Annotated in this window: 24 protein-coding genes; 14 read left to right on the top strand and 10 right to left on the bottom strand. The window is 58.5% G+C overall.

Annotated features, from left to right (window positions below):
* Window positions 1-5: 5 nt before the first annotated feature.
* Window positions 6-5,432: an alpha-2-macroglobulin family protein gene (locus ACR0J7_RS15245; protein ID WP_480914807.1), complete on the bottom strand. Its 5,427-nt coding sequence runs from the start codon at window positions 5,430-5,432 to the stop codon at window positions 6-8.
* A gap of 115 nt (window positions 5,433-5,547) precedes the next feature.
* Between ACR0J7_RS15245 and ACR0J7_RS15240 the strand changes: the two genes are divergently transcribed.
* The gene (locus ACR0J7_RS15240; protein ID WP_480914805.1) at window positions 5,548-7,806 is read left to right on the top strand and encodes a response regulator; all 2,259 of its coding nucleotides are present in this window, start codon (window positions 5,548-5,550) and stop codon (window positions 7,804-7,806) included.
* A gap of 47 nt (window positions 7,807-7,853) precedes the next feature.
* On the opposite strand, the gene yaaA is transcribed toward ACR0J7_RS15240, so the two are convergent.
* The 3 genes from yaaA to ACR0J7_RS15225 form a co-directional block, all read right to left on the bottom strand.
* Window positions 7,854-8,624: a peroxide stress protein YaaA gene (gene yaaA / locus ACR0J7_RS15235; RefSeq protein ID WP_480538462.1), complete on the bottom strand. Its 771-nt coding sequence runs from the start codon at window positions 8,622-8,624 to the stop codon at window positions 7,854-7,856.
* 32 nt (window positions 8,625-8,656) lie between these two features.
* Window positions 8,657-10,696 (bottom strand): DNA helicase RecQ, encoded by a 2,040-nt coding sequence (gene recQ / locus ACR0J7_RS15230; RefSeq protein WP_480898795.1) that lies wholly within the window; start codon window positions 10,694-10,696, stop codon window positions 8,657-8,659.
* A gap of 78 nt (window positions 10,697-10,774) precedes the next feature.
* Window positions 10,775-11,062, bottom strand: a complete 288-nt coding sequence (locus tag ACR0J7_RS15225) for a YggT family protein (RefSeq protein ID WP_170382138.1) — start codon at window positions 11,060-11,062, stop codon at window positions 10,775-10,777.
* Window positions 11,063-11,191: 129 nt separating this feature from the next.
* On the opposite strand from ACR0J7_RS15225, the gene ACR0J7_RS15220 reads away from it, so the two are divergent.
* The 4 genes from ACR0J7_RS15220 to ACR0J7_RS15205 all read left to right on the top strand — a co-directional run bounded on the left by ACR0J7_RS15220 (window position 11,192) and on the right by ACR0J7_RS15205 (window position 15,012).
* Window positions 11,192-12,559, top strand: a complete 1,368-nt coding sequence (locus ACR0J7_RS15220; RefSeq protein WP_209598483.1) for an MFS transporter — start codon at window positions 11,192-11,194, stop codon at window positions 12,557-12,559.
* Entirely contained in the window at window positions 12,556-13,419 is an 864-nt protein-coding gene (mepA, locus tag ACR0J7_RS15215) for a penicillin-insensitive murein endopeptidase (protein WP_480914803.1), read from the top strand. The genes ACR0J7_RS15220 and mepA overlap by 4 nt, the downstream gene beginning before the upstream one ends.
* Window positions 13,392-14,276: an esterase-like activity of phytase family protein gene (locus ACR0J7_RS15210; RefSeq protein WP_480914802.1), complete on the top strand. Its 885-nt coding sequence runs from the start codon at window positions 13,392-13,394 to the stop codon at window positions 14,274-14,276. The genes mepA and ACR0J7_RS15210 overlap by 28 nt, the downstream gene beginning before the upstream one ends.
* A gap of 91 nt (window positions 14,277-14,367) precedes the next feature.
* Complete coding sequence (locus ACR0J7_RS15205) at window positions 14,368-15,012, top strand: queuosine precursor transporter (RefSeq protein ID WP_480772988.1); 645 nt, start codon at window positions 14,368-14,370, stop codon at window positions 15,010-15,012.
* A gap of 337 nt (window positions 15,013-15,349) precedes the next feature.
* On the opposite strand, the gene ACR0J7_RS15200 is transcribed toward ACR0J7_RS15205, so the two are convergent.
* Entirely contained in the window at window positions 15,350-16,216 is an 867-nt protein-coding gene (locus ACR0J7_RS15200; RefSeq protein WP_480914799.1) for a LysR family transcriptional regulator, read from the bottom strand.
* A 256-nt stretch (window positions 16,217-16,472) separates the two neighbouring features.
* On the opposite strand from ACR0J7_RS15200, the gene ACR0J7_RS15195 reads away from it, so the two are divergent.
* Together ACR0J7_RS15195 and ACR0J7_RS15190 are read left to right on the top strand one after the other, a co-directional pair.
* The gene (locus tag ACR0J7_RS15195; protein WP_480487879.1) at window positions 16,473-16,721 is read left to right on the top strand and encodes an EF-hand domain-containing protein; all 249 of its coding nucleotides are present in this window, start codon (window positions 16,473-16,475) and stop codon (window positions 16,719-16,721) included.
* 18 nt (window positions 16,722-16,739) lie between these two features.
* Window positions 16,740-17,105 carry an SPW repeat protein gene (locus ACR0J7_RS15190; protein WP_480546905.1) on the top strand — a complete coding sequence of 122 codons (366 nt, stop codon included), beginning with the start codon at window positions 16,740-16,742 and terminating at the stop codon, window positions 17,103-17,105.
* Between the two features lie 48 nt (window positions 17,106-17,153).
* On the opposite strand, the gene ACR0J7_RS15185 is transcribed toward ACR0J7_RS15190, so the two are convergent.
* From ACR0J7_RS15185 to ACR0J7_RS15170, 4 genes are read right to left on the bottom strand one after another with little or no spacing between them, the layout of a single operon-like run.
* The gene (locus ACR0J7_RS15185) at window positions 17,154-18,188 is read right to left on the bottom strand and encodes a succinylglutamate desuccinylase/aspartoacylase family protein (protein ID WP_480487875.1); all 1,035 of its coding nucleotides are present in this window, start codon (window positions 18,186-18,188) and stop codon (window positions 17,154-17,156) included.
* A 5-nt stretch (window positions 18,189-18,193) separates the two neighbouring features.
* Window positions 18,194-19,099: a 30S ribosomal protein S6--L-glutamate ligase gene (rimK, locus tag ACR0J7_RS15180; RefSeq protein ID WP_480487873.1), complete on the bottom strand. Its 906-nt coding sequence runs from the start codon at window positions 19,097-19,099 to the stop codon at window positions 18,194-18,196.
* Window positions 19,096-19,596 (bottom strand): ATP-dependent zinc protease family protein, encoded by a 501-nt coding sequence (locus ACR0J7_RS15175; protein WP_480487871.1) that lies wholly within the window; start codon window positions 19,594-19,596, stop codon window positions 19,096-19,098. The genes rimK and ACR0J7_RS15175 overlap by 4 nt, the downstream gene beginning before the upstream one ends.
* A 5-nt stretch (window positions 19,597-19,601) precedes the next feature.
* Window positions 19,602-19,880, bottom strand: coding sequence for a hypothetical protein (locus tag ACR0J7_RS15170; protein ID WP_480482704.1), 279 nt, complete (start codon window positions 19,878-19,880; stop codon window positions 19,602-19,604).
* Between the two features lie 96 nt (window positions 19,881-19,976).
* Here ACR0J7_RS15170 and mgtE point away from each other — a divergent pair, with 96 nt between their 5' ends.
* Window positions 19,977-21,341: a magnesium transporter gene (gene mgtE, locus ACR0J7_RS15165; RefSeq protein ID WP_480898810.1), complete on the top strand. Its 1,365-nt coding sequence runs from the start codon at window positions 19,977-19,979 to the stop codon at window positions 21,339-21,341.
* An 8-nt stretch (window positions 21,342-21,349) separates the two neighbouring features.
* Window positions 21,350-21,847, top strand: a complete 498-nt coding sequence (locus ACR0J7_RS15160; RefSeq protein ID WP_480898813.1) for a CBS domain-containing protein — start codon at window positions 21,350-21,352, stop codon at window positions 21,845-21,847.
* Window positions 21,848-21,887: 40 nt separating this feature from the next.
* Here the strand turns inward: ACR0J7_RS15160 and ACR0J7_RS15155 are convergent, their stop codons facing one another.
* Window positions 21,888-22,256 (bottom strand): YybH family protein, encoded by a 369-nt coding sequence (locus ACR0J7_RS15155; protein ID WP_480914835.1) that lies wholly within the window; start codon window positions 22,254-22,256, stop codon window positions 21,888-21,890.
* A gap of 153 nt (window positions 22,257-22,409) precedes the next feature.
* Between ACR0J7_RS15155 and arfB the strand changes: the two genes are divergently transcribed.
* From arfB to idi, 5 genes are all read left to right on the top strand, one after another.
* On the top strand, window positions 22,410-22,829 hold the full coding sequence (gene arfB / locus ACR0J7_RS15150; RefSeq protein WP_209505170.1) for an alternative ribosome rescue aminoacyl-tRNA hydrolase ArfB: 420 nt from the start codon (window positions 22,410-22,412) through the stop codon (window positions 22,827-22,829).
* Between the two features lie 60 nt (window positions 22,830-22,889).
* Window positions 22,890-23,636, top strand: a complete 747-nt coding sequence (locus ACR0J7_RS15145) for an SDR family oxidoreductase (protein WP_480772980.1) — start codon at window positions 22,890-22,892, stop codon at window positions 23,634-23,636.
* Window positions 23,637-23,718: 82 nt separating this feature from the next.
* Window positions 23,719-24,735, top strand: a complete 1,017-nt coding sequence (locus tag ACR0J7_RS15140; protein WP_480482714.1) for a P1 family peptidase — start codon at window positions 23,719-23,721, stop codon at window positions 24,733-24,735.
* Window positions 24,736-24,848: 113 nt separating this feature from the next.
* On the top strand, window positions 24,849-25,262 hold the full coding sequence (locus ACR0J7_RS15135; RefSeq protein ID WP_480482716.1) for a c-type cytochrome: 414 nt from the start codon (window positions 24,849-24,851) through the stop codon (window positions 25,260-25,262).
* 200 nt (window positions 25,263-25,462) lie between these two features.
* Window positions 25,463-26,005, top strand: a complete 543-nt coding sequence (gene idi, locus ACR0J7_RS15130; RefSeq protein WP_480914797.1) for an isopentenyl-diphosphate Delta-isomerase — start codon at window positions 25,463-25,465, stop codon at window positions 26,003-26,005.
* Window positions 26,006-26,022: the final 17 nt, after the last annotated feature.

Here is a 26,022-nt window from a genome sequence, read left to right as displayed (position 1 = left end):
TCCGGTCACTGCACCTCGACCCGTCCCGTCGCCGTTCGCGCACGGTTCTGGGGGCGGTACATATCCTCGACCGAGGCCGCCGGATGGTGGAACACGCCCGGTGTGACAGCACGGGCGACATAAGCCAGTGTCACGGTCTGGCGCCTTGACAGGTCAACCGCAGCCAGGAACCTGTCCGAGCGGAACTCGGTATGTGTGGCATCAGACAGATCCAACCAGTCCAGCGACCGTACATCGCCCGATCGCAGCAGGTTCGGGTTGTCAATCTCGATTCCGGCGGCAAGGGGATCGTCCACCATCAGACGCGCCCCACCGCTTTCAAACGGCGTGACCGTCAGAACCGTGACAAACCGGTCCCCCACGGCAAAGCGGCCTGCGTCAATCAGATCGCCGTCCATCGAATAATACTGCCGTTCGATTGCATAGCCGGTGCCACCAGCCCCAGGCGGATCTTCGGGGATTCCGGTCACCGTCAGGGTGATATCGGTTGCCTGACCGTCGGTCGCAGTGATGTTGACCTCTTCCGCCTGCCCGGATTGCAGAACCTGAACAAAGGGGCCGGATACTGACACGCCATTGACCGTCAAACCGGAGCCGGACGGATCAGACACCAGCGCGTGCGCCGCCAGCAGGGACCATGTGGCCTCTTGCGTGGACAGGGGAGTGCGGCCCGTGCTTACCCGTTGGATCAATGCGTTGCGGTCAATCGCCTCGCTGCCCGCATCTACCGCCAGGGTCAGCAGGCCCGCCGCATCCCGCAGGCGGGTGCCGTAATCCGCGCGCCAGTGGTTTTCCTGATCGTTCGGCACCTGTTGCAGCATCCGCGCCGCACGGGCGAACATCGCGTCTGCGCGGGTCTGGTCCCCGTACGAGGCCAGCGCAGCGCCCAGTTGCGCTGCAGCCAACGGCGTGTCGAAAGCATCCCCTTTGACATCCGCATAATAACGCAGATCGCCCATCGCCGCCGCGCCTTCCCGCGCCAGAACCATCAGGGCATAAGCGATATCCTGACCACCTTCGTCAAAATCCGGCGCATAATTGACCCGATTGCGCAGGTTATCCATGGCCTGCGCAAAAGCCTGATCCGGTACCGGGTGCCCCTGCGCACGGGCGCGCGACAGGAAATCGGTCACATAGGCGTCCAGCCAGAAATCACCGCTGCCTGCGCGCCACAGGCCAAAGGCACCGTTTGCAGCCTGACGAGTCAGGATGCTTCGGATTGATTCCGTGATGCGTTGATTCACCTCCGGGCCATTGCCCAGCCCCGAGGCCTGCGCAACAGATGACAGGTAAAGCAGCGGCAGCGCCTTGCTTGTGATCTGCTCGGTGCAGCCATAAGGGTAACGGTTCAACTGATCCAGCAGGCCGGGCATATCGAACTTTGCCAGTGCTCCGGCGGACAGGATGGCCTTGGCCGAGCCGGGTTGAAACCCATCAAAAACATCCTGCGAAAACAAAAAGCTGTCGCCCGCACCCAGCGCAAAGCGCCGTGTCCGGGCAATCACGGGATCATTGGCCCGCACCGGCATCCGCAGGGTTTGCGACAGATCGCGCCCGTCTGGCGTGGTGATGGAAACGCTGATCTCTGGATCGCCAATAACATGGGCCGTTACAGGGATGTCGAACACCGCTTTGCCACCATCCTCCAGCAGAAAGCTTGCCGGTACCGGGCCCAGTTCCAGCCCACCAGTGGTGGTCAGGCCAAGCGCCATGTCTCCGGATGTGCCATCCGCATGGACAATCTCAAGCCGCATCCGACTTTGATCGCCGGGGGCCAGAAACCGCGGCAGACTGGCCGTCACCACCACCGGGTCGCGGACGATCATGTCCGCTTCGGCCTGACCGACGGCTTTTTGTGACCACGCGACGGCCATCAGTCGGACCGTACCATTGAAGGCGGGCAGGGGGATGTCGACCTCAACCTTTCCATCCGCACCGACCTGAACCGGGCCGCTGAACACCGCCATCAGATCTTGCGTCGGTGGCGGGGATTGGCGGCGCATCCCGTTGTCATTGTCGCCGCCAGAGCGAACCGTACCCATCGTTCCGTTCATGCCGTCGATCAGCCGCCCGTAAACATCTCGCAGGTCCACGCCCAGACGACGTTGCCCGAAATAGTACGCTTGCGGGCTTGGGCTTTCGAACCCCGTTAGGTTGAGGATGCCCACATCCACAGCAGCAAGGGTCAGCCAGACTGGATCATCGCTTGCAACATTTTTGACCCTAACAAGGGTCTTCTGTGTTTGACGGGGCGAGGTAACCTCGGGCACCTCAATGGCAACTGACAGCGTGCGATCCGCGGGATCAATGGCAGCATAGGAGACGCCCATGGCGCGTGCCGGGTTCTGACCGGCCGCAACATCCATCGGTCGGATCACTGTGGCCGTGACATAGGCACCTGCACCCCAATCTTCTGTCACCTCTATCGGGATAACTGTCTCGCCCTCCTTTACGGCAACCATCTGGCGATGGATCAGGCGGTTCGAAAGCACCTCGATCTGGGCGATACCTGCCATGCGCGGAACGATGCGCAGCTGTGCGGTTTCCCCGGCGCGATAGCTGTCGCGATCCAGCGACATCTCAAGCCGGTCAGGCGTGGTCGAAGCATCTGCGGCCTGATACCAGCCTGCGTGGAAATCGACAGCGGTTTCCGTAAAGGTGCCATCAATACGTTGGACCACCAGTTCATAACGGCCCCAGTCCACGGGCTGGGACAACGCCAAAGGATCAGTAGCGACGTCAATCTCTCCGGTGGCAACGCGAGTGCGTCTGGTTGTCGGTTCCCAATTCCAGTTTCCGTAAAGCTGATACCATTGATACCGCGTTTCGATCTTGTTCAGCGTCCAGCGCAGGCGCATCGGGCTGGGGCTCAGGTCGGGTGCAAGGCCAATGATCTGAAACGCTGCCTCGGTACCTTCAGGGAGTACGTCCTCGAACAGGGGTTTGACACCGATCACAGGTTGCGGCGGCAGGACAGGAACGCTCAGGCGACGTTCAACAGGGCGGCCTGAGCCGTCAGCCAGTCGCGCAATAACCTCGGCTTCAATTGGTTTCCCTTCCGTCTCTAACAAAGGGATTTCAACGGCAATAGATGCTTTGCCGTTTGCATCTGTGCGCATGTCACCAAAATAGGTGCTTTTGATCGATGTCTCGGCGTCATAGCGGCCAAAGCGATACCCGTCGTAGCCCGGCACTGTGTCCGCCGGGCGTGCGATAACCTGACCGTCGATGCTCAGGTCGGACCCCGGCGCACCAAACAAATAGCGCGCGTCGATCGAAAGCGGAGGGCTGTCGCCGGGACGCAGGGGCGCGTCCGGCAGGGTCAGCTCAAAATCTATACGTTCCGGCAGGAAGTCTTCTACCAGCACTGTTTGTCGCGCCAGCGCATCGCCTTTGGGATCAGACTTGATCTCGATCCGCCAAGCGCCGCGTGGTGCATCTGCCGCAACAGGCAGGGCAAAGATATGCCCCCCGGCGACGCCGCCATCCGAGACGGTTCGGCGGTATTCCACGCCGTCAGGGCGATACAGGATTGCAATCAGGGGCAGGCCCTCGATAGCCTGCGTCTCACCATCGCGCGAAAGGGCGGTGAGGTGTATCACCTCTCCGGCTCGATAAGCGCCGCGATCCGTGGCTAGAAAAACATCAACCGGCCCCGCAGGTGCACGCCCTTCAACACCACGATCTGACAGGTCAAAGGCAGGATCGGTCAAGGATAGAAAGCTGAAGTCACTGTCCCCGGTCGATGCCATCACCAGCGCGGGCGCACTGGCCCCCTTGCCCCGTGTCAGGCCGGGATCGAACCGGACATAACCCGATTCATCCGTCCGCGCTTGGGCGATGACCGCATTTGCGCTTGTGACCAGTGAAACCTCGACACCTTCACGGGGTGCCGCGTCGCTCAACCCGCGCACCGTGACGTGCAATCCATCGGTGCCAAGCACGCTGCTGATCCCAAGATCGGACAGAACAAACCATTGCGTCGCGCCCGGGTCGTCATAGGGATCAGCCCCCGGAACACGGGCGGTCAGCGTATAGATGCCAGCGGGCTGATCCGCGATCGCTTCTGCCATGGGCAGGCGCGCCGTCATGGTCTGGTTCAGTTCGTTGGCCACTTCGGCGGTGCCAGTCCAGATATCCTCGGCAATTTCATCGGAAAATTCTGCTTCCTGCCATTCACTGAGCGGGCGACCGAAGAAATCCTGCTGAACCGCGCGCAACAGGTTCCGGTCGCTGACCCTCCGCAGGATCAGGTTCAGCTCGGTGACGTTGACCGTTTCAACGGGCAACGCAGCATCAACGGATTTCGGCAGAACGTAGCTGCGCCCGGGAAACCGGACCAAAGGCGCCCGGTCGCGCACGTAATGGGTAAGCTCAACATTGCGGTTCAGCGCCTCGCCCGAGGCGGAGGGCAAGCCTTCGCGTAGCGTCAGGCGATAGCGCTGACCATGGGCGACACCGTCAACGCACAGCTGCCTGCCCTCAGCCTGTACCACCAACCCGTCATCGTTGCGCTGGACAAACGGATCATAGTCGACCCCCGCCTTGACCAACGGTTCCGAAAACTCAACACAGATCCGCGGCGCGGCGGCGTCGCTTTCGACAGAACTGTCGACCACGCGAAACCCGTATTTCCCGATGGCATCATTCAGTGCGGCCAGTACATCCTCGCGCGGTTGGATTTGCTCGGCCAGCCGCAGCACCGGGATCATATCGCGCCCACGCTCGACTTCCTCCAGGGCGCGGGCCAATGTCATCAGGGCGGCAACCTGCGTGCCGGGAGTATCGGCGCGCAGATAGCCATTGGTTGCGGCATTCAGCGCACGGTTGCGCAGATCGCGCCTTTCACTCCAGTCCGAAGAGTTTGTCTGCAACAACAGGCGCGCGTATTCCACCCACAGATCAGGCGCATCGCTGAGCGATACGGCCACACCAGTCCAATTCATCGCCTGCCGCGGGCTGCTCGCGCTGCGCGCCGCGTCCAGAACAGCCTGCAGGTCGTTACCCTGTGCCATATGCAAAAAGCCCAGATCGCGCGCCTGATCTGCGGCCTGCTTCAGGTCAGCAGTACCAAGTACATTCAACGCATTTGCACGCGTTTTTGCCAAAGTTTGGGTCTGATCTAGAGTAAGCACCTTCTGCGCAGACACAGCCCCCTGATAGGCCTCTTGCCGGTTTACACCGCTTTTTGGAAAACAGGCATTGGATCGGGTGTTGTAGGTGAACGCGGTGCAAAGTGTATTGGCGGAACAAGCCTGAATGCAGGACTTCAGATCGGTATCGAAAAGGGCGTCCAGATCCGAGCCATAAAAATCTGCGTCCCGTGTCGTGATGTAGCGGAAATCAGGCACTGCATCCTGCGCCTGGGTGGCGCCGGGCTGGACCAATAGTGAAAAGACGTAAGTTATTGAAATAAAAACAAAGCGGCGCATGGTGCCCTCCTCTTTGGGCACAGCGTTGCATGGTGTGCGCCTGTTGTGCAACGGCTTAAACAGTTTTTCATCTTCCGCCGGGATGCTGGGCGCAGAGCGTTCTGGAATCAATCAAATGAGTCTTGCACATAAATTGGCACAGGAACGGCGCGCGCGTTTGGCAGCTGAACGGATGCTGGCCCTGAAACAGGCCGAGCTTTCGGCAGCCAATCGCAAACTGGGTCAACATGCCATGGCGTTGACCAAACGAATTGGCGAAACGCAGGCTGAGGTTGAAACCGTTCGGGATGAAAACGAAAAGGTCAAATCCGATCTCTGCTTGGCCAACGCCAAGATCGAGGTTGCCGAACGCCGTTTGTGGCACTCGATTCAGACAATTCAGGACGGATTTGCCTTTTTTGACGGTGACAACCGGCTGATCGGCGCAAACGCCGCGTATCTGAGCGTTTTTGAAGGCCTGGACGAGGTCGCGCCGGGAATATCATACCCGCGTATTCTGCATTTGCTGACGTCAGAAGGTATTGTCGATATCGGGGATGAATCCGCGGAAGACTGGCAGGCCAGAATGCTGGCCCGCTGGAGCCGCGCCAATCCGCCACCAATCGTTATGCAGCTTTGGAACGGTCACTATATCCGTCTGATCGACCAGCGTGGCAGCGGTGGTGATATGGTGAGCCTTGCTCTCAACATCACAGCGTCGGTCCGGCACGAAATCGAGCTTAAGGCGGCGCGCGAGCGAGCCGAAGCAGCAAACCGGGCCAAGTCGGCCTTTCTGGCCAATATGAGCCATGAAATCCGCACTCCGATGAACGGCATCGTTGGCATGTCCGAGTTGCTGGATGAAACACCGCTGGACGAAGAGCAACGGCTATACGTCAACACGATCCGCAATTCGGGCGAGGCGTTGCTGGTCATCATCAACGACGTTCTGGACTATTCCAAGATTGAGGCGGACAAGTTGGCTCTGCACCCCGAGCAGTTCGATCTTGAACGCTGCATTCTTGAGGTTGCGATGCTGCTACAGCCCAGCGTGCGCGATAAGGGGCTGACATTGCTGGTGGATTACGACTTGTTCTTGCCAACCCTTTTTGTAGGCGATCCTGGTCGGATACGGCAGGTTTTGACCAATCTGGTCGGCAACGCCGTCAAGTTCACCTCCGAAGGCTACGTGCTGGTCCGGGTGACAGGGGTGCCCAACCCGGATGCGCAGATCTGCGACATCCATATCGCGATTGAAGACACCGGAATTGGCATCGACGCCGAGAAAATCGACCACATATTTGGCGAGTTCAATCAGGTCGAAGACGAGCGCAACCGCCAGTTTGAAGGCACCGGGCTTGGCCTTGCCATCACCAAGCGGCTGATCACCTTGATGGGCGGCACGGTCTGGGTTGAAAGCGAACCGGAACAGGGATCCTGTTTCGGTTTTCGCGTGACACTGCCCACGGTAGAAGGTCCGCAACCCGAGCCTCCGAACCTGGCGGAATGTTTGAAACATGTCCTGCTGGTCGAAGACCTTGCCGTGAACCGGGCCATTCTTGCCAAGCAGCTTGGGCGACTGGGGGCTGAGGTGACGGTTTGCACGTCGGGGACCGAGGCGCTGTCACAGATGAATGATCAGATTGATCTGGTTCTTTGTGACCACGACCTGCCGGATATGGATGGGCTGGACCTTGCGGTCTCGCTCAGGGATCGGGGGTGGGGTGATATTCCGGTGGTTGTGATGTCGGCAAACCCAGGCTTGATTCACGCGCATCCTGCCCGTGACCTGATCGACGGTGTCTTGCAGAAACCCATCCCGCGGTCCGAGTTGTATAGCAGGCTGATGGCGCTTGACAGCCCATCGTTGGAAAGGTGCCCTTTGGACGTGGGCAAAACAGTCTCTAAAAAGCGAGATTCTGAATCTGCGCACCCCCGACGCATGAGGGTTCTTGCCGCAGAGGACAACCGCACCAACCAATTGATCCTGAAGAAGATGGTCAAGGATCTGAATATCGATCTTCGCTTTGCCTCGAATGGGATTGAAGCGGTTGAGATCTATCAGGAGTTCGAGCCAGATCTGATCTTCATGGATATTTCCATGCCAAAGATGGACGGCAAACAGGCAACAGCGGAAATTCGCGGGCTTGAGGTTGCAACCGGTCGTCACGTTCCCATCGTTGCCCTGACGGCCCATGCCATGGCAGGGGATGATCAGGGAATTCTGTCAGCCGGCTTGGACCACTACCTGACCAAACCGCTACACAAGAACCGAATTCACCAGATGATCCTGCAACACCAACCCGATTGCGTCTGCTCGGTCGCAGACACCATGCCCAGTGGCAAAATCCGGCGTGAGCGGGGCGAAAACCCGAATCCGACCTCATCGGGCTGACACTTCAGGCGTTTGCCATCGGGATGCAAGTTCTAGTGACCTGGGTTTCAGGCGGCATAAGGTCTGACGAAAACGGGCTTATCCGCTTCCGACAGATCAGGGCGGTATTCATAGCCGCCACTGTCGAAATCCAGCAGTCCCTTAGGGTCGGTCAAGCGGTGTTGGATGATATACCGCGCCATGGCACCGCGTGCCTTTTTGGCAAAGAAGCTCACTATCTTTGGGGTGCCGCCCTTATCTTCCATGAAGACCGGTGTGATGACGCGCAGGTTCAGGGCATTCAAATCTACCGCACCAAAATACTCCTGACTGGCACAATTCACCAGAATGTCGCTGTTAATTTCGGCTCCTTGCGCGTTCAGTGCCTTGCTGAGCTGATCGCGCCAGTATTCGTAAAGGTTCTTCCCTCTTCGGGTTTTAAGCTTGCTGCCCATCTCAAGCCGGTAGGGCTGTATCGCGTCGAGTGGCCGCAACACACCATAAAGGCCGGAAAGGATGCGCAAGTGGTCTTGCGCCCATAACAGCTCGTCTTCGTCCAGCGAAGCAGCTTCAAGCCCTTGATATGTGTCGCCAGCAAAAGCAAGCGCAGCCGGGCGTGTGACCTTGGCGTCGGGTGCATCCGAAAAAGCGCGATACCGGTCGCGGTTCAGGCGTGCCAGATCGTCGCTCAGATCCATCAGTTTCTTCAGATCACTCAGCGTCAGGTTGCGAGCGGTTTTGGACAGCCGGATCGCATCCTCCTGAAAATCGGGCTGCGTTACCCCGACATTCCGCTCTGCCCAGTCCAGCCGTTTGGCCGGGGAAATCACGATCAGCATATCCGCCCTCTTTCTTGCCTGTTCGGGGGTATCTAGCCCGCCTCACGCAGCACGTCCAGAAAAGCGGCGCCAAACCTTTCGTGACATCGATCACCCAGCACCTGCGCAATCCCACGGGGATCGTCTGGGCGGAGTTGCGCAACTTTTGCCAATTGTGAGGCCGAGCAGGTCAGGGGCTTGTCGATCCCGGCTGGACCGCGCGACAGCAAGGACTGAACTTCCATCAAACGGTCGTAAATCTCACCCTGATTGCGGCCAGCCAGTTTTCGGCGCGCCGGATGAACACTTCTTGTTTCGCCCGCGATTACTTCAAGGAACGTATCGCCATAGCGTTCCAGCTTTTTGGCCCCAACACCGCCGATCCGGGCCATATCGTCCAGCGTTACAGGGCGCTTTTCCGCCATCTCGATAAGCGTACGGTCCGGAAAGATGACATAGGCCGGAACACGTGCAGCTTCAGACAGGGCACGGCGTTTGGCCTTGAGCGCGGATAGCAGCGGGGCGTCTTCTTCGGACACCATTGCCTTGACCGCAGGCCGACGGACCGCATTGCGCAGCGTATCCTTGCGCAGGTTGATTTGCGTCTCGCCTTTCAGAATTGGTTTGGCCGCTTCGGTCATGCGCAATGCGCCGTGACGTTCAGGGTCGGGGCGGACCAGATCGTGTCCCATCATCTGGCGGAAAATGGCCTGCCATTGCGGGCGCGTCCAATCCTTTCCGACGCCAAAAGTGGACAAATCCTCGTGGCGGCGGGCGCGGATTTTGTCGGTCTCATTTCCCAGCAGGATATCGATCAAATGGCCTGTACCGAACCATTCCTCGGTCCGCAGGATCGCGGACAGGGCCATGCGTACCGGAGTTGTGCCATCGAAAACTTCGGGCGGGCTGTCGCACAGATCGCATTTGCCGCAGGGTCCTGTGGTCTCGCCAAAGTAACCCAACAATGTCTGGCGGCGGCATTCTAATGCCTCGGCCAGACCCAGCAAGGCATTCAGACGCGCATGATCGGCCATGCGGCGCTCGGGCGGCGCTAGACCCTCGTCAATCTGTGATCGCCGCAGGCGAATGTCATCGGGGCCGAACAGGGTCAGCGTTTCGGCCGGGCCGCCATCGCGCCCGGCGCGTCCGATTTCCTGATAATAGGCTTCGATTGATTTCGGCAGGTCCGCATGGGCGACCCAACGGATATCGGGTTTGTCGATGCCCATGCCAAAAGCCACGGTTGCGACGACGATCAACCCGTCCTCGCGCGCGAAACGGGTTTCGACAATGCGGCGGTCCTCGGCCTCCATCCCGCCGTGATAGTGGCAAGCCGAGTGCCCCTCGGTGCGCAGGGCCTGAGCAATCACCTCGGTTTTGTTTCTGGTGCCGCAGTAAACGATACCCGACTGGCCTTTGCGTGCATCTGCGAAATCAAGGATCTGCTTGCGCGGCCCGTCTTTTGCGGCAAAGGCCAGATGGATGTTGGGCCGGTCAAATCCGCGCAGAAATTTGCGTGGCTCAATGCCATCGAACAGTTTTTCGACAATCTCATCCTGCGTTTCGGCGTCCGCCGTGGCGGTAAACGCGGCCAGCGGAACCTTCAGGGCGCGCCGCAACTCTCCGATCCGTAGGTAATCAGGGCGAAAGTCATGCCCCCATTGACTGACACAATGGGCTTCGTCCACGGCGATCAGGCTGACGTTGATCCGACGGAGCATCCCAAGCGCCGACCCGGCAGCCAGACGTTCGGGTGCCATGTAAAGCAGCTTTAGCCGCCCGTCCTCCAGCGCGTCCCAGACGGCCTCGGTTTCCTCGGGCGTGTTGCCGGATGTCAGCGCACCGGCCTCGACCCCGGCCTCTTGCAGCCCCCGCACCTGATCACGCATCAGGGCAATGAGCGGAGATATAACGACCGTCACGCCATCGCGGAGCAGTGCAGGGAGTTGAAAGCAAAGAGACTTCCCGCCACCTGTGGGCATGATCGCCAGCACGTTTTCACCTGCCGTCACGGCGTCGACAATCTCTTCCTGCCCGGGGCGGAAGGCGTCGAATCCAAAGACATCTCGCAGCAAGGGTGCGGCGTCGAACATATGCGGGGGTGCCCTGTTTTAAGGTTTATCTGCTCTTAAAACAGGACAATCACATACTAAGATTAAGTGAACAAGAGGTCAGTAGAAATAGGGCGCGTTGTTGATAAGGATGATCCGCAAGGCATAGACGCCGATCAGCACCACCAGCGGGGTCAAATCCAACCCACCCATATTGGGTAGAACGCGGCGGATCGGCCCGTAAATAGGCTCTAAAATGCGATTTAACCCGTACCAGATTTGTGCAACCAGTTGTTGGTGCAGGTTGAGCACCTGAAAGTTGATCAGCCAGCTCATGATCACATGGGCCAGAATGATGAACCAGACAATGTCCAGGATCAGCAGCAGGATTTGGATCAGCGACAGCATGGGATCTCCGTTTTCTTGTTGGACGAGACCTAAGCACCCTTTCAGCAAAGAGCAAGTAGGCTGAACTCTGCGCTTGCGAATTGCCCCAAAGCCCCGTCTTATGACCGCAACAAGAAAACAGGGGCAGAAATGGCAGAAATATCCAAGCGCAGGCGTATCTGGGGCTGGTGGTTCTTCGATTGGGCCAGTCAGCCCTATCACACTCTTTTGGTCACGTTCGTGTTCGGCCCTTACTTCGCGGGCGTCGCTGCGGAATATTATCTGGCATCCGGCCTGGACGCGGGGTCTGCGGATGCACAGGCGCAGGTGGTCTGGGCCAACTGCATGACCATAGTTGGTTTGATTATTGCCTTCGGTGCACCGCTGATGGGGGCGATGGCCGATGTGTCTGGTCGGCGCATCCCCTGGATATTCGCCTTTTCCGTGATGTACGCAGTAGGTTCCGGCGCGCTTTGGTACACGATGCCCGATGGCTCGAACATGTGGTTGATGCTGTCTGCCTTCGGTCTGGGTTTCATCGGCGCGGAATACGCCCTGATCTTCATCAATTCCCAACTGCCCGATCTGGGTGACGACAGCGAAGTGGGCGAAATCTCCGGCTCGGGCTTTGCTTTTGGCTATTTCGGCGGCCTGATCTCGCTGGCGATCATGCTTGCGCTGTTTGTGGAGCAGGCCAACGGCAAAACGCTGATCGGGATGGACCCCTTGTTTGGGCTGGATGCGTCGCAACAGCAGGGTACGCGCTTTGTTGGGCCGTTTACCGCCGGATGGTTCATTCTGTTCATGGTGCCCTACTTCCTTTGGGTCCATGACGACGAAACGACAAACAAAAAGGGCAGCGTTGCCGAGGCGCTGCGGCTGTTGGCAAAATCAGTGTCTAACCTGCGCCATCGCACCAGTTTGGCCAGTTACCTGGGCTCATCCATGTTCTATCGGGATGCGCTGAACGGGCTTTACAGTTTTGGCGGCGTCTATGCCCGGCTAGTGTTGGAATGGGACCTGATCAAGATCGGTGTTTTCGGCATCGTCAGCGTTCTGGCTGCAGCGGCATTTTCCTGGGTGGGCGGCAAGCTGGACAAGAAATATGGTCCCAAGCCCGTGATTATCGTTGCGATCTGGGTGTTGATCCTTGTCTGCATCACCATCGTTTCAATGGACCGGTCCCAGATATTCGGTATCGCCATGTCCGAAGGGTCGGGCTTGCCGGATATGGTTTTCTTTGGTTGCGGTATCCTGATCGGAGGCATGGGCGGCATCCTGCAATCCTGTAGCCGGTCGATGATGGTCCGGCATACGGACCCGGCAACCCCCGTCGAAAGCTTTGGCCTTTATGGTCTGTCGGGTCGTGCCACCGCCTTTGCTGCGCCACTTCTGATCGGGATCGCCACCACGGTGACAGGAAGTGCTCGTCTGGGGGTGTCACCCATCGTTCTGTTGTTTATTCTGGGTCTATTCCTGATGCGCTGGGTGAGACCGGAAGGGGATCAGAGCAGATGATTTTAAAACGTTTTTTGGTAATTTTGGCGGCGCTTGCTATTGCTGGCACTGCGACGGCAGAACCGCTGGCAAAGCAGTTGTTCGGGGCGCAGAAACAAGGTTCACAGCAAAAACCGGCCGCTTTCGGCAGTTATTCGCGCGGATGTGCTGCGGGGGCAGTTCAACTGCCTGAAACGGGGCCTACATGGCAAGCTATGCGCCTGTCGCGCAATCGCAACTGGGGGCATCCGCAGACGATCGATTACGTGCAGGACCTCAGCAGATTTGCAGCCAGTCAACCGGGATGGAACGGTCTCTATATAGGGGATATCAGCCAGCCACGCGGCGGGCCGATGACCTCGGGCCATCGCAGCCATCAGCTGGGGCTGGACATCGATATCTGGATGCTGCCGGGCGAAAACATGCGCCTGAGCCGCAAGTCACGCGAAAACATCTCGTCCATCTCTCTTCGTCGTTCCAATGGCGCTTACGTCAACGGCAACTGGACCAAGCAGCATCATGCACTGTTGCGTGAAGCGGCAAAAGACAAGCGTGTGGCCCGGATTTTCGTGTTTCCCGGGGCCAAGGTTCAGATGTGCGATGACGAAAAAGGCAATCGCGCCTATCTGCGGAAAATCAGGCCCTGGTGGGGGCATCACTATCATTTCCACGTGCGCCTGAACTGCCCCAGAGGGTCAAAGGGTTGCGTGAATCAGGACGCCCCCCCCAAGGGCGATGGCTGCGCCGAGGCCCGGCAATGGGTGCACAACATTCTGAACCCGCCGCCACCTGACCCGAATGCACCGCCGCCGAAGAAACGCCGGGAATACGTTCTGGCCGACTTGCCGCAACAATGCTCCGCCGTTTTGCAATCCAACTGAGTGTAGCGCTGTTTCTTGCCCCGGTGGCCGCCGCGCTGGATGTGAAATCTGCGGCCCACCTGGACAGTTTCGTTTGGCGGCATCCAGCAAGTTGGTTTGGCGGATTTTCAGCGCTTCATATCTCGGACGACGGAGGCCAGATGATTGCGCTTAGCGACCGGGCGCGGATCGTGACCGCACGGATTGAGCGGCGCGAAGGCCAGATCGCGGATATTCACGTTCTTGGTCAATGGCCGGTGCTGTCCAGCAATGGGCACATCATGAAAGGCGGCGTCGGCGATTCCGAAGGCATCGCGGTGACGCCGGACGGCGGGATATTCATCTCGTTCGAAGGGGTGCATCGTGTCGCCTATTACCCTACACCGGGCTCAAGCGCGCGTGTGTTACCTCGCCCGAATGCGTTTCGGGACCTAGCCGACAATGGTTCTTTCGAAGCTCTGGCCATTGATGGGCGCGGCTGGCTTTACACTTTGCCGGAAAAGAACCGCACCGCTAAAGGGGACATTCCGGTTTACCGTTGGAATGGCGGCACATGGTCGACCCCGTTTGTTCTGCCACAGTGCGGCGGCTTTAAACCCGTTGCCGCGGATTTCGGTCCCGATGGACGGTTCTACGTTTTGGAACGCAAGGTATCCTTGGTCGGTTTTCGATCGCGACTGCGGCGATGGGACGTGGAGAACGAGAAACCAGGCACCGAGGAAACCCTGTTCGAAACCGGAACGGGCGCGCATGACAACCTCGAAGGATTGTCGGTCTGGCGCGACGGGCAGGGCCGGTTGCGCGCCACAATGATTTCGGATGACAACTTTCTGGCGTTGCAGCGGACCGAACTTGTGGAATACCTGCTGCCCGATTGACAGGGCGCAGGCAAAGGTCTAAAGGCACGGCTTGCCTTGGGACGGTCCCTTGGCCAAGTCGCCGCTACCTTGTCAAAACGGGCATCAAAACATGCAACGTAACTTCATTCCCGGCATTATTGCCATGGCCACCATTGTTGTGGCCTCGAACATTCTGGTCCAGTTCCTGATCCTTGACGGGCTGCTGACATGGGGTGCTTTCACCTATCCGCTGGCCTTTCTGGTTACAGACATCATGAACCGCGTCTATGGCGTGGGTCCGGCCCGTAAGGTCGTGTTTGCCGGCTTTGTCACCGGTGTTATCTGTTCGCTGATCGGCAGCCAGATCATGTTGCAGGGTGACGGGTTCACCTATGCTGCCGTACCGCTGCGCATCGCCGTTGCATCGGGAACCGCCTTCCTGATCGCGCAACTGACGGATGTCACCGTGTTCAATTCCCTGCGCGGTGGTCGCTGGTGGCGTGCACCGCTGGTGTCGACGCTGGTGGGGTCGGCACTGGATACCGCGATCTTCTTCACCCTCGCCTTTTCGGCTTCGGTCACCTTCTTCGGCGCCAATGCTGACGCCGCAATCAACTGGGCGTGGGAACCTGTTCCGTTCATGCTGTCCGGCCCGATGGCACCACTTTGGGTGACGCTGGCTTTTGCGGACTGGTTGGTGAAGCTTTCACTGGCGCTGATCGCCCTGATCCCGTTCAAGGTGATCGTTGCGCGGCTGACTGTGCAGCCTGTGTAAAAAAACGCTTTGAGAATGGCACAACTTGTGGCACGCTTCTTTTCAACCGCAACAGATAGAAAAGGAGGTGATCCAGTGTCAAGAAAGAGATTGGAGAGAGGTGTCGGAACAACCGGGGGGATCGCCCGTTAGGGCAGCCCTTGGCGGAGCGCTCGCTCCGGCTGGTCGATTGATCTAACCGACCCGACCTCCTGAACTTTCGAAGGGCCGTCCCGCTGGGGCGGCCCTTTTTGATCCCTTCACTTTCTGGGGGTGTTCAAAACTTACCGTGCGCGGAGGCTGGCTGCGTTCGACGCAGCATAAAGCTTGGTCGCGGCAACGGCGTGAATACGTGTCGTCAAAGCTTCGGTGTCTGGCCGCGTGCACTTGATGTCTGGCAAAGCTGCCGCGCGGCCAGACCCGGATATCCTTCTTCCTCGCTTTCATCGAACACGACATAGGCGGCATAAGCGAATCTGGGTGCCATTTCGATCAACTTGAGCCAGCCTTTGCGAAGTTCCGGTTCGACAACACGCTGTGGGAAATATCCGGCCGAGGGAACCGACCGAAGATATTGCAGGCCGAGGGTGCCAATGCCCAGCTGAAGGCGCGGCGCATCAAGTTCCGGAAAGTTCAGCATATGATCGGCGCGAAACTCCGGGCCCCAGTCTATCAGGACATAAGCGTTGCCCAGATCAGCGGGCAGGGCTTCCGGGCCGCTGCTGACAAGGACAAACTCGTCCTCGAAAAGCTGGAGCGCGGACAAGCCCGGCGCGTTTCGCGGCCGGTACATGATGGCAAGATCCAGGCTGCCTTCCTCGATTTCGCGCGCGAGTGTTTCCGACGAGGCCGCTGTCGCCCGGATGGCGACGTCAGGGAGTGCCGCCATCAACTCGGGCAGGGCGTTGATTAGATAGCCGTCCCAAAGGCTTGGTGTTGCGCCGATTTCCAAGGCGGCTGCCATCGAAGCAGGCAGACCGGCATCCAGCTTAGCCTGGGTCCACGTTCGCACCAGAACCTGCGCATGTTTGAGGAAATGCCGCCCGGCAATGGTCAGGGTCGCACCAGACTTGCTGCGTTCAAAAACGGGCTGTCCAAGCTGTTGTTCGAGCGTTCGAATCCGCATGCTGACAGTCGATTGCGTAACATGGACCTTGTCCGCTGCGTCAAGAAAAGTACCGGTTTCAACGACCGCAAGGAAAGTTCGGGCGAGCTCAATGTCCATCGTTCACCTATTTGAATATTCGATATTATGGGTGATATAAATTCGTTATTCAACGCTATGCGGATGTGCGATATATGCTGCGTAGCGCGAAAGTGCCCCCACCGGATCGGACCGCCAATCAACAGTTTTCATCGTATAGTGGACAACCCGATCTGCGGAACAGGTGTAATCTGTCTGCCGTAGATAAGCCTCCGACACCCAAGCGCTGCACCAACCCCTCAATGGGTAAACTGCCCTTTCCCTGATGGAGAACAAAATGAGTCGAGTTTCTGTTGTTGCTCTGCTCGCGTCATTCCTTGCCCTTCCGGCCGCTGCCTTGCCGGTAGGACTGGACACGGACGGTGATGGTCTGGCTTCGCTGACCGAGCTACAGACAAAGTATCCCGATATTACCAGTGAGAGCTTTGCCGAAATTGACACGGATGCCGACGGTTTCGTCAATGACGAAGAAATGGTCGCTGCGGTCGAGGCAAAGTTGCTTCCTGATCCCAAAGGTGACGAATAAGCCAGGGTTGCCAAGAACATGAGAAACCCCTCTCCACCCTACAGGTGGATGCTTGCCGGAATGGGTATCTGGTTAGTGCTGTCCCCATTTGTACTGTTCAGCCAGAAAACCCTAGCTCACGGTTCGTCTGACCGTGAGTCGCTCGCCTTCATGACGATCGGTATTGGTGTGTTGGTCATGTCAGGCGCTAGCGGCCGGGGCCACCTTCTCGCACGGGTGGCTCCGGTATTGGCGGTCGGGGCATTGCTGATCGCCGCGCCCGAGGTGCTGCATTTTACCGGTCATGGTGTGGCAGTGGCAAATGCTTGGCTCACGGGATCTGCGCTGATCGCGCTCGCCGCTTGGGAGGCGCTGGCGAGCAACAGATTGCGTGCGATCCTGTAGGCTGGCGCGGGGCAGGCAACTGCCCCGCGTTTCTTTTGGCTCCGGCGTCTAAATGATCTCGTCCTCATCGAACATCGGATCGCCGTCAAGCTGGCTGGCAATTGTATCGACCCGCATTTCGACATCCGAGCCGGTCGTTTCCGCAATATGAAACAACGCGTCACCTTCATGAACGACAGGCAGATTAGTGCGCCCCACGATGATACCCGTGGTTTCGCAGATGATATCGGTCCTGAGTTCTCCGAACGGGTCGGAAATGCGTCCAAGCAGGTCACCGGCGGCCACGTATTCTCCGGTCGCTTTGAAAGTCCGCAACAGGCCACCGGCGGGCGCGCGCATCCATGAGCTTGACCGGACATGGACAGGCTTTTCGCGCACAGCGGCGATGCCACGCTTGGCAACCATGCCCTTTGCGTTCATCACCCGAAGGATGCCTGCAACCCCCGCCCGCGCAGACAGTTCGTCGAAACGCAGACCCTCACCGCCCTCGAACAGCAGGATATCCACACCACGCTCTTGCGCGGCCTTGCGCAGTGACCCGTCGCGCAGCTTTGAAATCATCACCACGGGCGCACCGAAGGCATCCGCGTATCTAAGGGTGACATCCGAAGCCGGAGAGACGCGGATCTGCGGCAGATTGGTGCGATGAATCGCGGCAGAATGAAGATCGATCCCCAGGTCCGACCGCTCGACGATCTCGGTCATGAAAAGATGCGCCAGCCGACCGGCCAGCGACCCCCCCTCGCTGCCGGGGAAGGAACGGTTCAGGTCGCGCCGGTCGGGAAGGTATCGGGAATGTGTCATGAAACCAAAGGCATTCACGATCGGGATAACCAGCAAGGTACCCGCAAGCTTGTCAAGTTGTGGCGCCCGAAGCAGTCGCCGCGCGATTTCCACGCCGATCACTTCATCGCCGTGAACGGCGGCACTGACGAACAGGACCGGTCCGGGGCGGCGACCGTGAACCACGTGTACTGACATGCTTACCGGCGTGTGATCCGACAGTACGCTAACCGGCAAATCCAGAGTGGTTCGTGTGCCGGGCGGTACGCGAAAACCTCCGATTTCAAAGGGACCGCGCATCACCTTTACCCACGGCCTCGTGTCTTTGTGTTGCCTTTGGCTGCATTCTTTTCGAGAAACTCGATGATTTTGCCCGCGACATCAATGCCGGTGGCCTTTTCAACACCTTCAAGCCCGGGCGAAGAGTTTACTTCCATCACCACGGCGCCGTGATTGGCGCGCAGCATATCGACACCGCACACATTAAGACCCATGGCCTTGGCCGCACGCACGGCTGTCGAGCGTTCCTCGGGTGAGATTTTGATAGGCTTGGCGCTGCCACCCCGATGCAGGTTTGATCTGAACTCGCCCTCTGCCCCTTTTCGTTGCATCGCCGCGATCACCTTTCCACCGACCACAAGCGCACGAATATCCGTGCCGCCTGCTTCCTTGATGAACTCCTGTACCATGATGTTGACCTTGGCGCCGCGAAACGCCTCGACCACGGATTTTGCCGACCGGTTTGAATCCGCAAGCACCACTCCGATGCCCTGCGTGCCCTCCAGCAGCTTGACCACCAGCGGAGCGTCCCCCGCCAGTTTGAGAACTTCGTCGGTCTGTTTCGGGTCATGCGCGAAGGTGGTGACCGGCAATCCGATCCCGTCACGTGCCATCAGCTGCATGGACCGCAACTTGTCACGGGATCTGCCAATTGCAACCGACTCGTTGAGCGGAAATACACCCATGATTTCGAACTGCCGCAACACGGCCAGCCCATAGAATGTGACCGAAGCGCCGATCCGTGGGATCACCGCGTCATAGCGCCCAAGCTTTTTGCCGTCGTAATAAACCTCGGGTCGGCGCGACGCGATATTCATGTAACAGCGTAGCGTGTTCACGATATCCAACTGGTGCCCGCGTTGTTCAGCAGCCTCTTTCAGACGCTGGTGGGAATACAGGTTTGGATTTCGGGCAAGCATGACAAGCTTCATTGATGTCGTCCTTCTGCGTCCTTGGATCTTGTCTTGCTCTTCATCTTTTTCGGGTCTTTTCGTGCATCCAGAAGATATGAGTGGCCGGGATCGACAAGGATCCCGCGCCGTCGAATGGCGGTACGGCCAAGGATCAGATCAAACTCCATCCTCGCGCGATTGGCCAGCGAAACGTCGATCAGCCAGCGATGCCGTCCAAGCAGAAGTTGCGTTCTGACAATCAACCGGCGTTCCGGAATGCCACCAGTGTTCTTGATTTCCCGCTCGTCTACAACCCGCGTGCGCACCCGACCCGATGAACGGCGGTTATGGACCGGGATCATGAACTCGACCCATCGTTCGCCATCAACCTCGAACACGGTCTGGTCCACGGCATGCAGGGCCGCGGTTCTGGCGCCTGTGTCTATCTTTGCTGGAATATGCTCGATCCCGAACTCGGGCAGGCTGATCCGCTCGCGCCATCCTATGACTTCGGGGTATCCTGTTTGTTTAGCCATGGCGACTAAGCCACGCAGTCATCATTGGCGCGCCGGTAATTCACAAACGAATTCGCGCTCATCACAACGTAAAAACTATCCATATCGATTAACACATACCCAAGTTCAAAAAGTGCGATCGACAGGGCGCGGATATCAGCTTCATACAAACGCCTGCGCCCGGCGATCCGACGCACCAGCTTGTCCGGAATGCGATACCGTCCGCTGGCCTTGCCGCCAAACTCCTGATCGTACAAGACGGCCAGACGTTCGGCTGCGGCGGATATCCAGTCATTTTCCTGCATGCACTTTCTTACAAATCAAAAATTTTTTTGTCTATAGGCAAATAATTTCTGCTATATCGGCGTAAGTTAAGAATCTATACCCCCACAGGTCGGCGGATGAGCGATACGGACTCCTTACCAAAGGAAACAGGGACGCAGCTTCAGCTGGCGTTGGAAAATCGCGACGGGGCGGCGCTGGCAGACCTGCTTGATCCGCTTTCGTTAAGCGATGCACTGCGGGAATTGCTCAACCTGCCCGTTGACCAGCGAAGCGCCGCGCTCTCGTTGCTGCCACCGGAACGTGCGGCCGAACTGGTCGAAGAAGCGCCAAACGCGCTGGCGGTCGATCTTGTCGAACGCTTGGTATCCGATCAGGCCGCCGAGATCATCCTTGAGCTGGATTCCGACATTCAGGCGGATGTGATCGGTGAACTGGAAGACGCCGATGCAGAAGCGATCCTTGCCCGGATGGACCCGGAAGATGCGGCGGATGTCCGGCGGCTGGTTGAATATGACGACGATGTCGCCGGTGGTCTGATGGTGGCCGAAGCCTTTACCTTTTCCGATGGCGATACAGTCGGAAAGGTTTTGCGGCGTTTCGCTCATGAAGAATACGATCTGGAACGTTACCGTGGCCAGCACCCCTACGTCTTGAATTCCGATGGCGTGCCTGTCGGAGTGCTGTCCTTACGCAGCCTGCTGTCCACACGGCGAAGCATCAAACTCACCGATATCATGGTGCCCCCTATCACGGTTCCGGCCAGCATGCCGCTGGAAGAACTGGAGGACCTTTTCGATGAGCACCCTTTTCTTGGGTTGCCGGTTGTCGAAACGGACGGGAATCTTGTGGGTGTCGTTTCCCGCTCTGCCGTGGATGAGGCCCTGCTAGAGCGCGCGGAATCGGCAAGCCTGAAACGTCAGGGTGTCTTTGGGGACGAACTGCGATCGATGCCCTTGCCGCTCAGGGCGCGGCGGCGGCTTCAATGGCTGTCGGCCAACATCGTGCTCAACGTGATCGCGGCCAGCGTGATTGCCGCCTATGAACAGACCCTTGCCGCCGTGATCGCTCTGGCTGTGTTTCTGCCGATGGTCTCGGATATGAGCGGTTGTTCCGGCAATCAGGCCGTTGCTGTCAGCATGCGCGAGCTGTCGCTTGGTCTGGTTCGGCCCATTGATGCTATGCGGGTCTGGTTAAAAGAGGTCTCGGTCGGCATCATCAACGGCTGTGTCCTTGGCCTGCTAATCGGACTCGTTGCTTGGATGTGGAAAGGAAACCCGTTTCTGGGTTTGGTGATTGGCGGCGCGCTGGGCCTGAACACGATCATCGCGGTATCGATCGGTGGCGTTCTGCCATTGTTGTTAAAGCGCATCGGTCAGGACCCGGCGGTCGCCAGTGGCCCTTTGCTGACAACGATCACTGACATGGCGGGTTTTTTTCTGGTCCTGAGCCTTGCAACGGCGATGATGCCGCTCCTGAATTAGTGTTTTTCATGCGCCCTGATCAACACAAGGGTCGGGCGCTCAGCCACGAGGAAGACATGACGATCTCAAGCATTGTCAAAACGCAGAACCTGAAAAAGCCGCCATTTTGCGATACTGACACAACGGTGTTCGATGCGGCCGTCACCATTGCGTTGCTGGACGTGAATGCGCTGGCGGTTCTCAGCGATGGGAAGCTGGTCGGGATTATCACGGATCATGACGTGCTGCTGTGCCTGGCGGATTCCGGCTCGGCTTTTTACAAGCAGACTGTGGGTGACTGGATGACGGAAAAACCCGTCACCTGCGCGCTGGGCTCGAAGTTGTCCAATGGCCTTAATCTGATGGCCAAACACAAGATCCGAAACCTTGTCGTAACTCAGAATGGAAAAGCAATTGCCGTTGTGAGCAGTAAAGAAATCCTGGCACGGGTGCATGAGGAAGACGAGCTGGAGCTGAAGGTGTTGCGCGATATCGCCCGCGGGGCTCAGGGCCAGTCAATAGCCTGACACCGCGGTTCCATGTCTGCTCACTCTCTATTCAGGGCCGCTAAGGAAGGTCACTGTTGAAGATGGAAATGCTGACTTTCCAGGTGCCGTCCGTCTGGCGTTTCAGGACGTTCACAAACTTCCCTTTTTCCGGCGGATCAGAGTCAGCAAATGCAAAGGATCCGACCTGATAGGCGGTATCACTATCGACACCGAAATCGATCAACTCATTTGTATGTGTTCCGCCGATGTTTTCCTTCATTCTTTCCTTATAGGCTTCGATGAACGCTTCGCGCCCGCGCAGCAGGGGCTCGCCGGGCGCCAACAACATGACGTCTTCGGTAAAGAACGCAGCTGACGCGAACAAACGTCCCGGCCACCGCCAGGATTCTGAATTGCGCGACCTGCCAAAGCAGGCTTGATCGCACATATGCACTGCGTTAGGCACCGAGGATGAGGAGACTTGCTGAAATGCTGTGCCGCAATGGCTTACGCCCGCCCGCATGTTGCGGGTATCCGACGGCACGGGTCGGGATCGCGACTCTTCTTTTTCATTCGCCCAAGTCACCAAGCTGACACTGCCATGCTGCACATCACCGATGATATCGCGCTGCAAGACTGGGAAATGACCGAAAGCTTTGTACGGTCGTCCGGTCCCGGAGGGCAGAATGTCAACAAGGTGTCGACCGCAGTCGAGCTGCGCTTCGAAGCTGCACGCTCGCCGTCCTTGCCCGATCCGGTCAAGGCCCGGTTAAAGCGACTGGCCGGGCGACGCTGGACCAAAGACGGCGCAATCATCATTCAATGTGAGGAAACACGCTCGCAGGCCCGCAACCGTGAAATCGCGCGCGCAAGGCTGGCAGAACTGATCTCCCGCGCGCTGGTCAAACCTAAACGGCGGATCGCAACGAAACCGACCTATGGCTCGGTCAAGCGTCGGCTTGCCGCGAAAAAGGCGCGTGGCGACGTCAAGGCGCTGCGGGGCAAGGTGTCTGAAGATTGATCTGGCATCTTGCCGGGGCGTTGATAGTCTGGCCCGCAAAGGCTGCAAAAGGGTAACGTCATGAGGCTGGAGGGAAAAACCGCAATCGTCACCGGCGGCGCATCCGGGTTCGGTGCGGGGATCGTGCAGAAATTCCAAGCCGAAGGCGCACGCGTCATGATTGCGGATATCAACGGTGACGCAGCCGCTGAGATGGCGGCGCAACTTGGGGCCGGGGCATTGGCGCATCAGGTCGACGTCGGCGACGGGGCTTCGGTTCAAGTGATGGCGGACACGGCACTTGCCGCCTTTGGGGCGCTCGATATTCTGGTAAACAATGCAGGTGTCACCCACTTGCCAACCCCTCTGGAAAACGTCACCGAGGATGATTTCGACCGGGTCTTCAACGTGAACATGAAGTCCGTCTATCTGACCGCCCGGGCATTTGTTCCCCATATGAAGGTGCGCGGCGCGGGCGCAATTCTGAACGTGGCCTCGACAGCGGGCCTGTCACCGCGCCCGAATCTGAACTGGTACAACGCGTCCAAAGGGTGGATGATCACGGCAACCAAAACTATGGCGGTCGAACTGGCCCCAACCGGCATTCGCGTGAACGCGATCTGTCCAGTCGCGGGTGAAACACCGCTGTTGAAATCTTTCATGGGCGAAGACACGCCCGAGATTCGCGCCAAGTTCCTGGCGACCATCCCATTGGGACGGTTTTCAACACCCGAAGACATGGCCAACGCCGCCTGTTTCCTGTGTTCGGACGAGGCCAGCATGATCACCGGCACCGCGCTCGAGGTTGATGGCGGCCGATGTATCTGATCCGCTCTTCATCTGGCCAAAAATATCCCCGCCGGAGGCAGCGCGCGCCCGCGCGCTTCCCCGCACCAATCCCGAGTTCAAGATGATCCCTGGACCAAGAAACCTGATTACCGATGTCCCCGGCCTGAAGGTTGGAAACGCACAGGACGACGCTCTGAAGTCCGGGACCACGGTTCTCACGGCAGATAAACCGTTTGTAGCGTCGGTCCATGTGATGGGCGGGGCACCGGGTACGCGCGAAACCGATCTGCTTGCGCCTGACAAAACCGTCACAGGGGTGGACGCGCTGGTTCTGTCCGGCGGATCGGCATTTGGACTGGACGCCTGCTCGGGTGTTTCAGATGCGATGCGGGCCGAAGGGCGCGGATTTCCCGTTGGGTCCGCGAAGGTTCCGATCATTCCCGGCGCGATCCTGTTTGATCTGCTCAATGGCGGTGCAAAGGATTGGGCGGAAAACCCCTATCGTGCGCTGGGGCGAGCCGCTTATCTGGCCGCTTCAAAAGATTTTGATTTGGGGTCCGTCGGGGCGGGCACCGGGGCGTTGGCCGCAATGCAGAAGGGCGGGCTTGGCTCTGCTTCGTCCATTCTGCCTGATGGGGTCACGGTCGGGGCCCTCGTTGCGACGAACCCGCTGGGCAGTGTCACAACACCGGGTGACCGGCACTTTTGGGCGGCACCCTTTGAACAAGGTGCAGAATTTGGCGGGCTGGGCCCCGATATGTCGCCGGATCAAAGCCGGATCCGCCCCAGCCGCAAAGCGATGGCCATGAGTCCAGCGCAACCCGAACAGACAAACACGACCATCGCCATCGTTGCCACGGATGCCGCATTGACCAAACCACAATGCCAAAGATTGGCCGTTGCCGCCCACGACGGAATTGCCCGGGCGATCCTTCCCGCACACACACCCGGCGACGGTGATCTGGTTTTTGGCATCAGTACCGGCGCCCGCCCCATCGCATCCGAGGCCGATCTCGCTCTGATCGGGCACGCGGCTTCGCTGTGCCTGTCCCGCGCCATCGCGCGGGCGGTTTATCTGGCGACCCCGGCGGAAGGAGACCTGTTGCCCTGCTGGACCGCTGTACATGACTTAAGTTAAGGACACACCATGTGTCGCAGTGGCACTGTAGATGCGCGCGGCAATCCGCGCGTTGACACTTTTATGCGCCGGGGGTCCATTCGGTGCAGCCAATTTGTATCGGAGCACAAGCTATGAATCGTATCCTCACTATCGCAATCGCTGGCCTGCTGGCGCTGCCCGCCCATGCCGAAGGCGATGCCGAAGCCGGTGAGAAAGCTTTCAACAAATGCAAGTCCTGCCACATGATCGCTGACCCGGCCGGAGAAGTCATTGTCAAAGGCGGAAAAACCGGCCCCAACCTCTTTGGTGTCGCTGGCCGCACTGCCGGAACCTACGAAGACTTCAAATATGGCGACAGCATCGTTGCAGCCGGTGAGAAGGGTTTGGTCTGGGATGAGGCCTCCTTTGCGGAATACACGCAGGACCCTAAGGGCTTCCTGAAATCGTATCTGGACGACACCGCTGCCAAGTCGAAAATGACCTTCAAGTTGAAAAGCGGCGGTGAAGACGTCTACGCCTATATCGTCAGTGTATCAGGCGAATAAACGCTAATATTGTGCACCCATGCACAAGGACCAAAGGCCGCAGCCCCTGCGGCCTTTGGTGCGATTGATACCAGTGTAGAACAGCGCCACTTTGGTATCTGACGGCAAACCGCAGAGTGTGCCGCAACGCCAAGCCGACCCGGCAACAGCTAAACCCAACATCGGCGCCCGTCAGGCGGATTGGCAACAGGAGAGGACAGATGGGCATTATGATCCCGGCTTGGGTCAATGGTGAATTGACTCCGGTAGACAAACTTGAAGCTCACGAAAAGGGCCTCAAGCACAAGGCCGTGTCGGTGTTTGTCGTTAGGGGCACCGAGATTTTGTTGCAGCGTCGGGCGCTGGGCAAGTACCACACGCCCGGCCTGTGGGCGAACACTTGCTGTACACACCCCGACTGGGACGAAAGCTCGTCAACCTGCTCCGTGCGCCGTTTGAACGAAGAACTGGGGATCACAGGTCTTTATCCTGAATACCGTCACCGTTTGGAATACCACGCCGATGTTGGGAACGGCATGGTGGAAAACGAAGTGGTCGACGTTTTTCTGGCCCATGTGCGCGGACCGCTGAAAATCGCGCCTGATCCGGACGAAGTCATGGATATCCGCTGGATCGACTACCATGACCTGTTGGCCGAAGTGGCCCGCCACCCGGATCGGTTTACACCGTGGCTCAAGATCTACCTGCACAACCATGCGGACACGATTTTCGGCCCGGACCTGATCATTTCAGCTAAATCCTGAGGCACTCCGAAAATCCC

It is taken from the genome of Ruegeria sp. O4 (assembly GCF_056535125.1).
Note: the sequence above shows the minus strand (reverse complement) of the source record. Positions and strands in the feature narration are given on the sequence as shown.

Coding starts and splice junctions, on each gene's coding strand:
- ACR0J7_RS15160 (WP_480898813.1), top strand. CDS start 21,350: ATGCGCCCTGATCAACACAAGGGTCGGGCGCTCAGCCACGAGGAAGAC.
- ACR0J7_RS15195 (WP_480487879.1), top strand. CDS start 16,473: ATGAGTCGAGTTTCTGTTGTTGCTCTGCTCGCGTCATTCCTTGCCCTT.
- ACR0J7_RS15185 (WP_480487875.1), bottom strand. CDS start 18,188: ATGCGCGGTCCCTTTGAAATCGGAGGTTTTCGCGTACCGCCCGGCACA.
- idi (WP_480914797.1), top strand. CDS start 25,463: ATGGGCATTATGATCCCGGCTTGGGTCAATGGTGAATTGACTCCGGTA.
- yaaA (WP_480538462.1), bottom strand. CDS start 8,624: ATGCTGATCGTGATTTCCCCGGCCAAACGGCTGGACTGGGCAGAGCGG.
- ACR0J7_RS15135 (WP_480482716.1), top strand. CDS start 24,849: ATGAATCGTATCCTCACTATCGCAATCGCTGGCCTGCTGGCGCTGCCC.
- ACR0J7_RS15210 (WP_480914802.1), top strand. CDS start 13,392: ATGCTCCGCCGTTTTGCAATCCAACTGAGTGTAGCGCTGTTTCTTGCC.
- ACR0J7_RS15190 (WP_480546905.1), top strand. CDS start 16,740: ATGAGAAACCCCTCTCCACCCTACAGGTGGATGCTTGCCGGAATGGGT.
- arfB (WP_209505170.1), top strand. CDS start 22,410: ATGCTGCACATCACCGATGATATCGCGCTGCAAGACTGGGAAATGACC.
- rimK (WP_480487873.1), bottom strand. CDS start 19,099: ATGAAGCTTGTCATGCTTGCCCGAAATCCAAACCTGTATTCCCACCAG.
- mepA (WP_480914803.1), top strand. CDS start 12,556: ATGATTTTAAAACGTTTTTTGGTAATTTTGGCGGCGCTTGCTATTGCT.
- ACR0J7_RS15220 (WP_209598483.1), top strand. CDS start 11,192: ATGGCAGAAATATCCAAGCGCAGGCGTATCTGGGGCTGGTGGTTCTTC.
- ACR0J7_RS15200 (WP_480914799.1), bottom strand. CDS start 16,216: ATGGACATTGAGCTCGCCCGAACTTTCCTTGCGGTCGTTGAAACCGGT.
- ACR0J7_RS15175 (WP_480487871.1), bottom strand. CDS start 19,596: ATGGCTAAACAAACAGGATACCCCGAAGTCATAGGATGGCGCGAGCGG.
- ACR0J7_RS15155 (WP_480914835.1), bottom strand. CDS start 22,256: ATGTGCGATCAAGCCTGCTTTGGCAGGTCGCGCAATTCAGAATCCTGG.
- ACR0J7_RS15170 (WP_480482704.1), bottom strand. CDS start 19,880: ATGCAGGAAAATGACTGGATATCCGCCGCAGCCGAACGTCTGGCCGTC.
- ACR0J7_RS15145 (WP_480772980.1), top strand. CDS start 22,890: ATGAGGCTGGAGGGAAAAACCGCAATCGTCACCGGCGGCGCATCCGGG.
- recQ (WP_480898795.1), bottom strand. CDS start 10,696: ATGTTCGACGCCGCACCCTTGCTGCGAGATGTCTTTGGATTCGACGCC.
- mgtE (WP_480898810.1), top strand. CDS start 19,977: ATGAGCGATACGGACTCCTTACCAAAGGAAACAGGGACGCAGCTTCAG.
- ACR0J7_RS15240 (WP_480914805.1), top strand. CDS start 5,548: ATGAGTCTTGCACATAAATTGGCACAGGAACGGCGCGCGCGTTTGGCA.
- ACR0J7_RS15140 (WP_480482714.1), top strand. CDS start 23,719: ATGATCCCTGGACCAAGAAACCTGATTACCGATGTCCCCGGCCTGAAG.
- ACR0J7_RS15205 (WP_480772988.1), top strand. CDS start 14,368: ATGCAACGTAACTTCATTCCCGGCATTATTGCCATGGCCACCATTGTT.
- ACR0J7_RS15225 (WP_170382138.1), bottom strand. CDS start 11,062: ATGCTGTCGCTGATCCAAATCCTGCTGCTGATCCTGGACATTGTCTGG.
- ACR0J7_RS15245 (WP_480914807.1), bottom strand. CDS start 5,432: ATGCGCCGCTTTGTTTTTATTTCAATAACTTACGTCTTTTCACTATTG.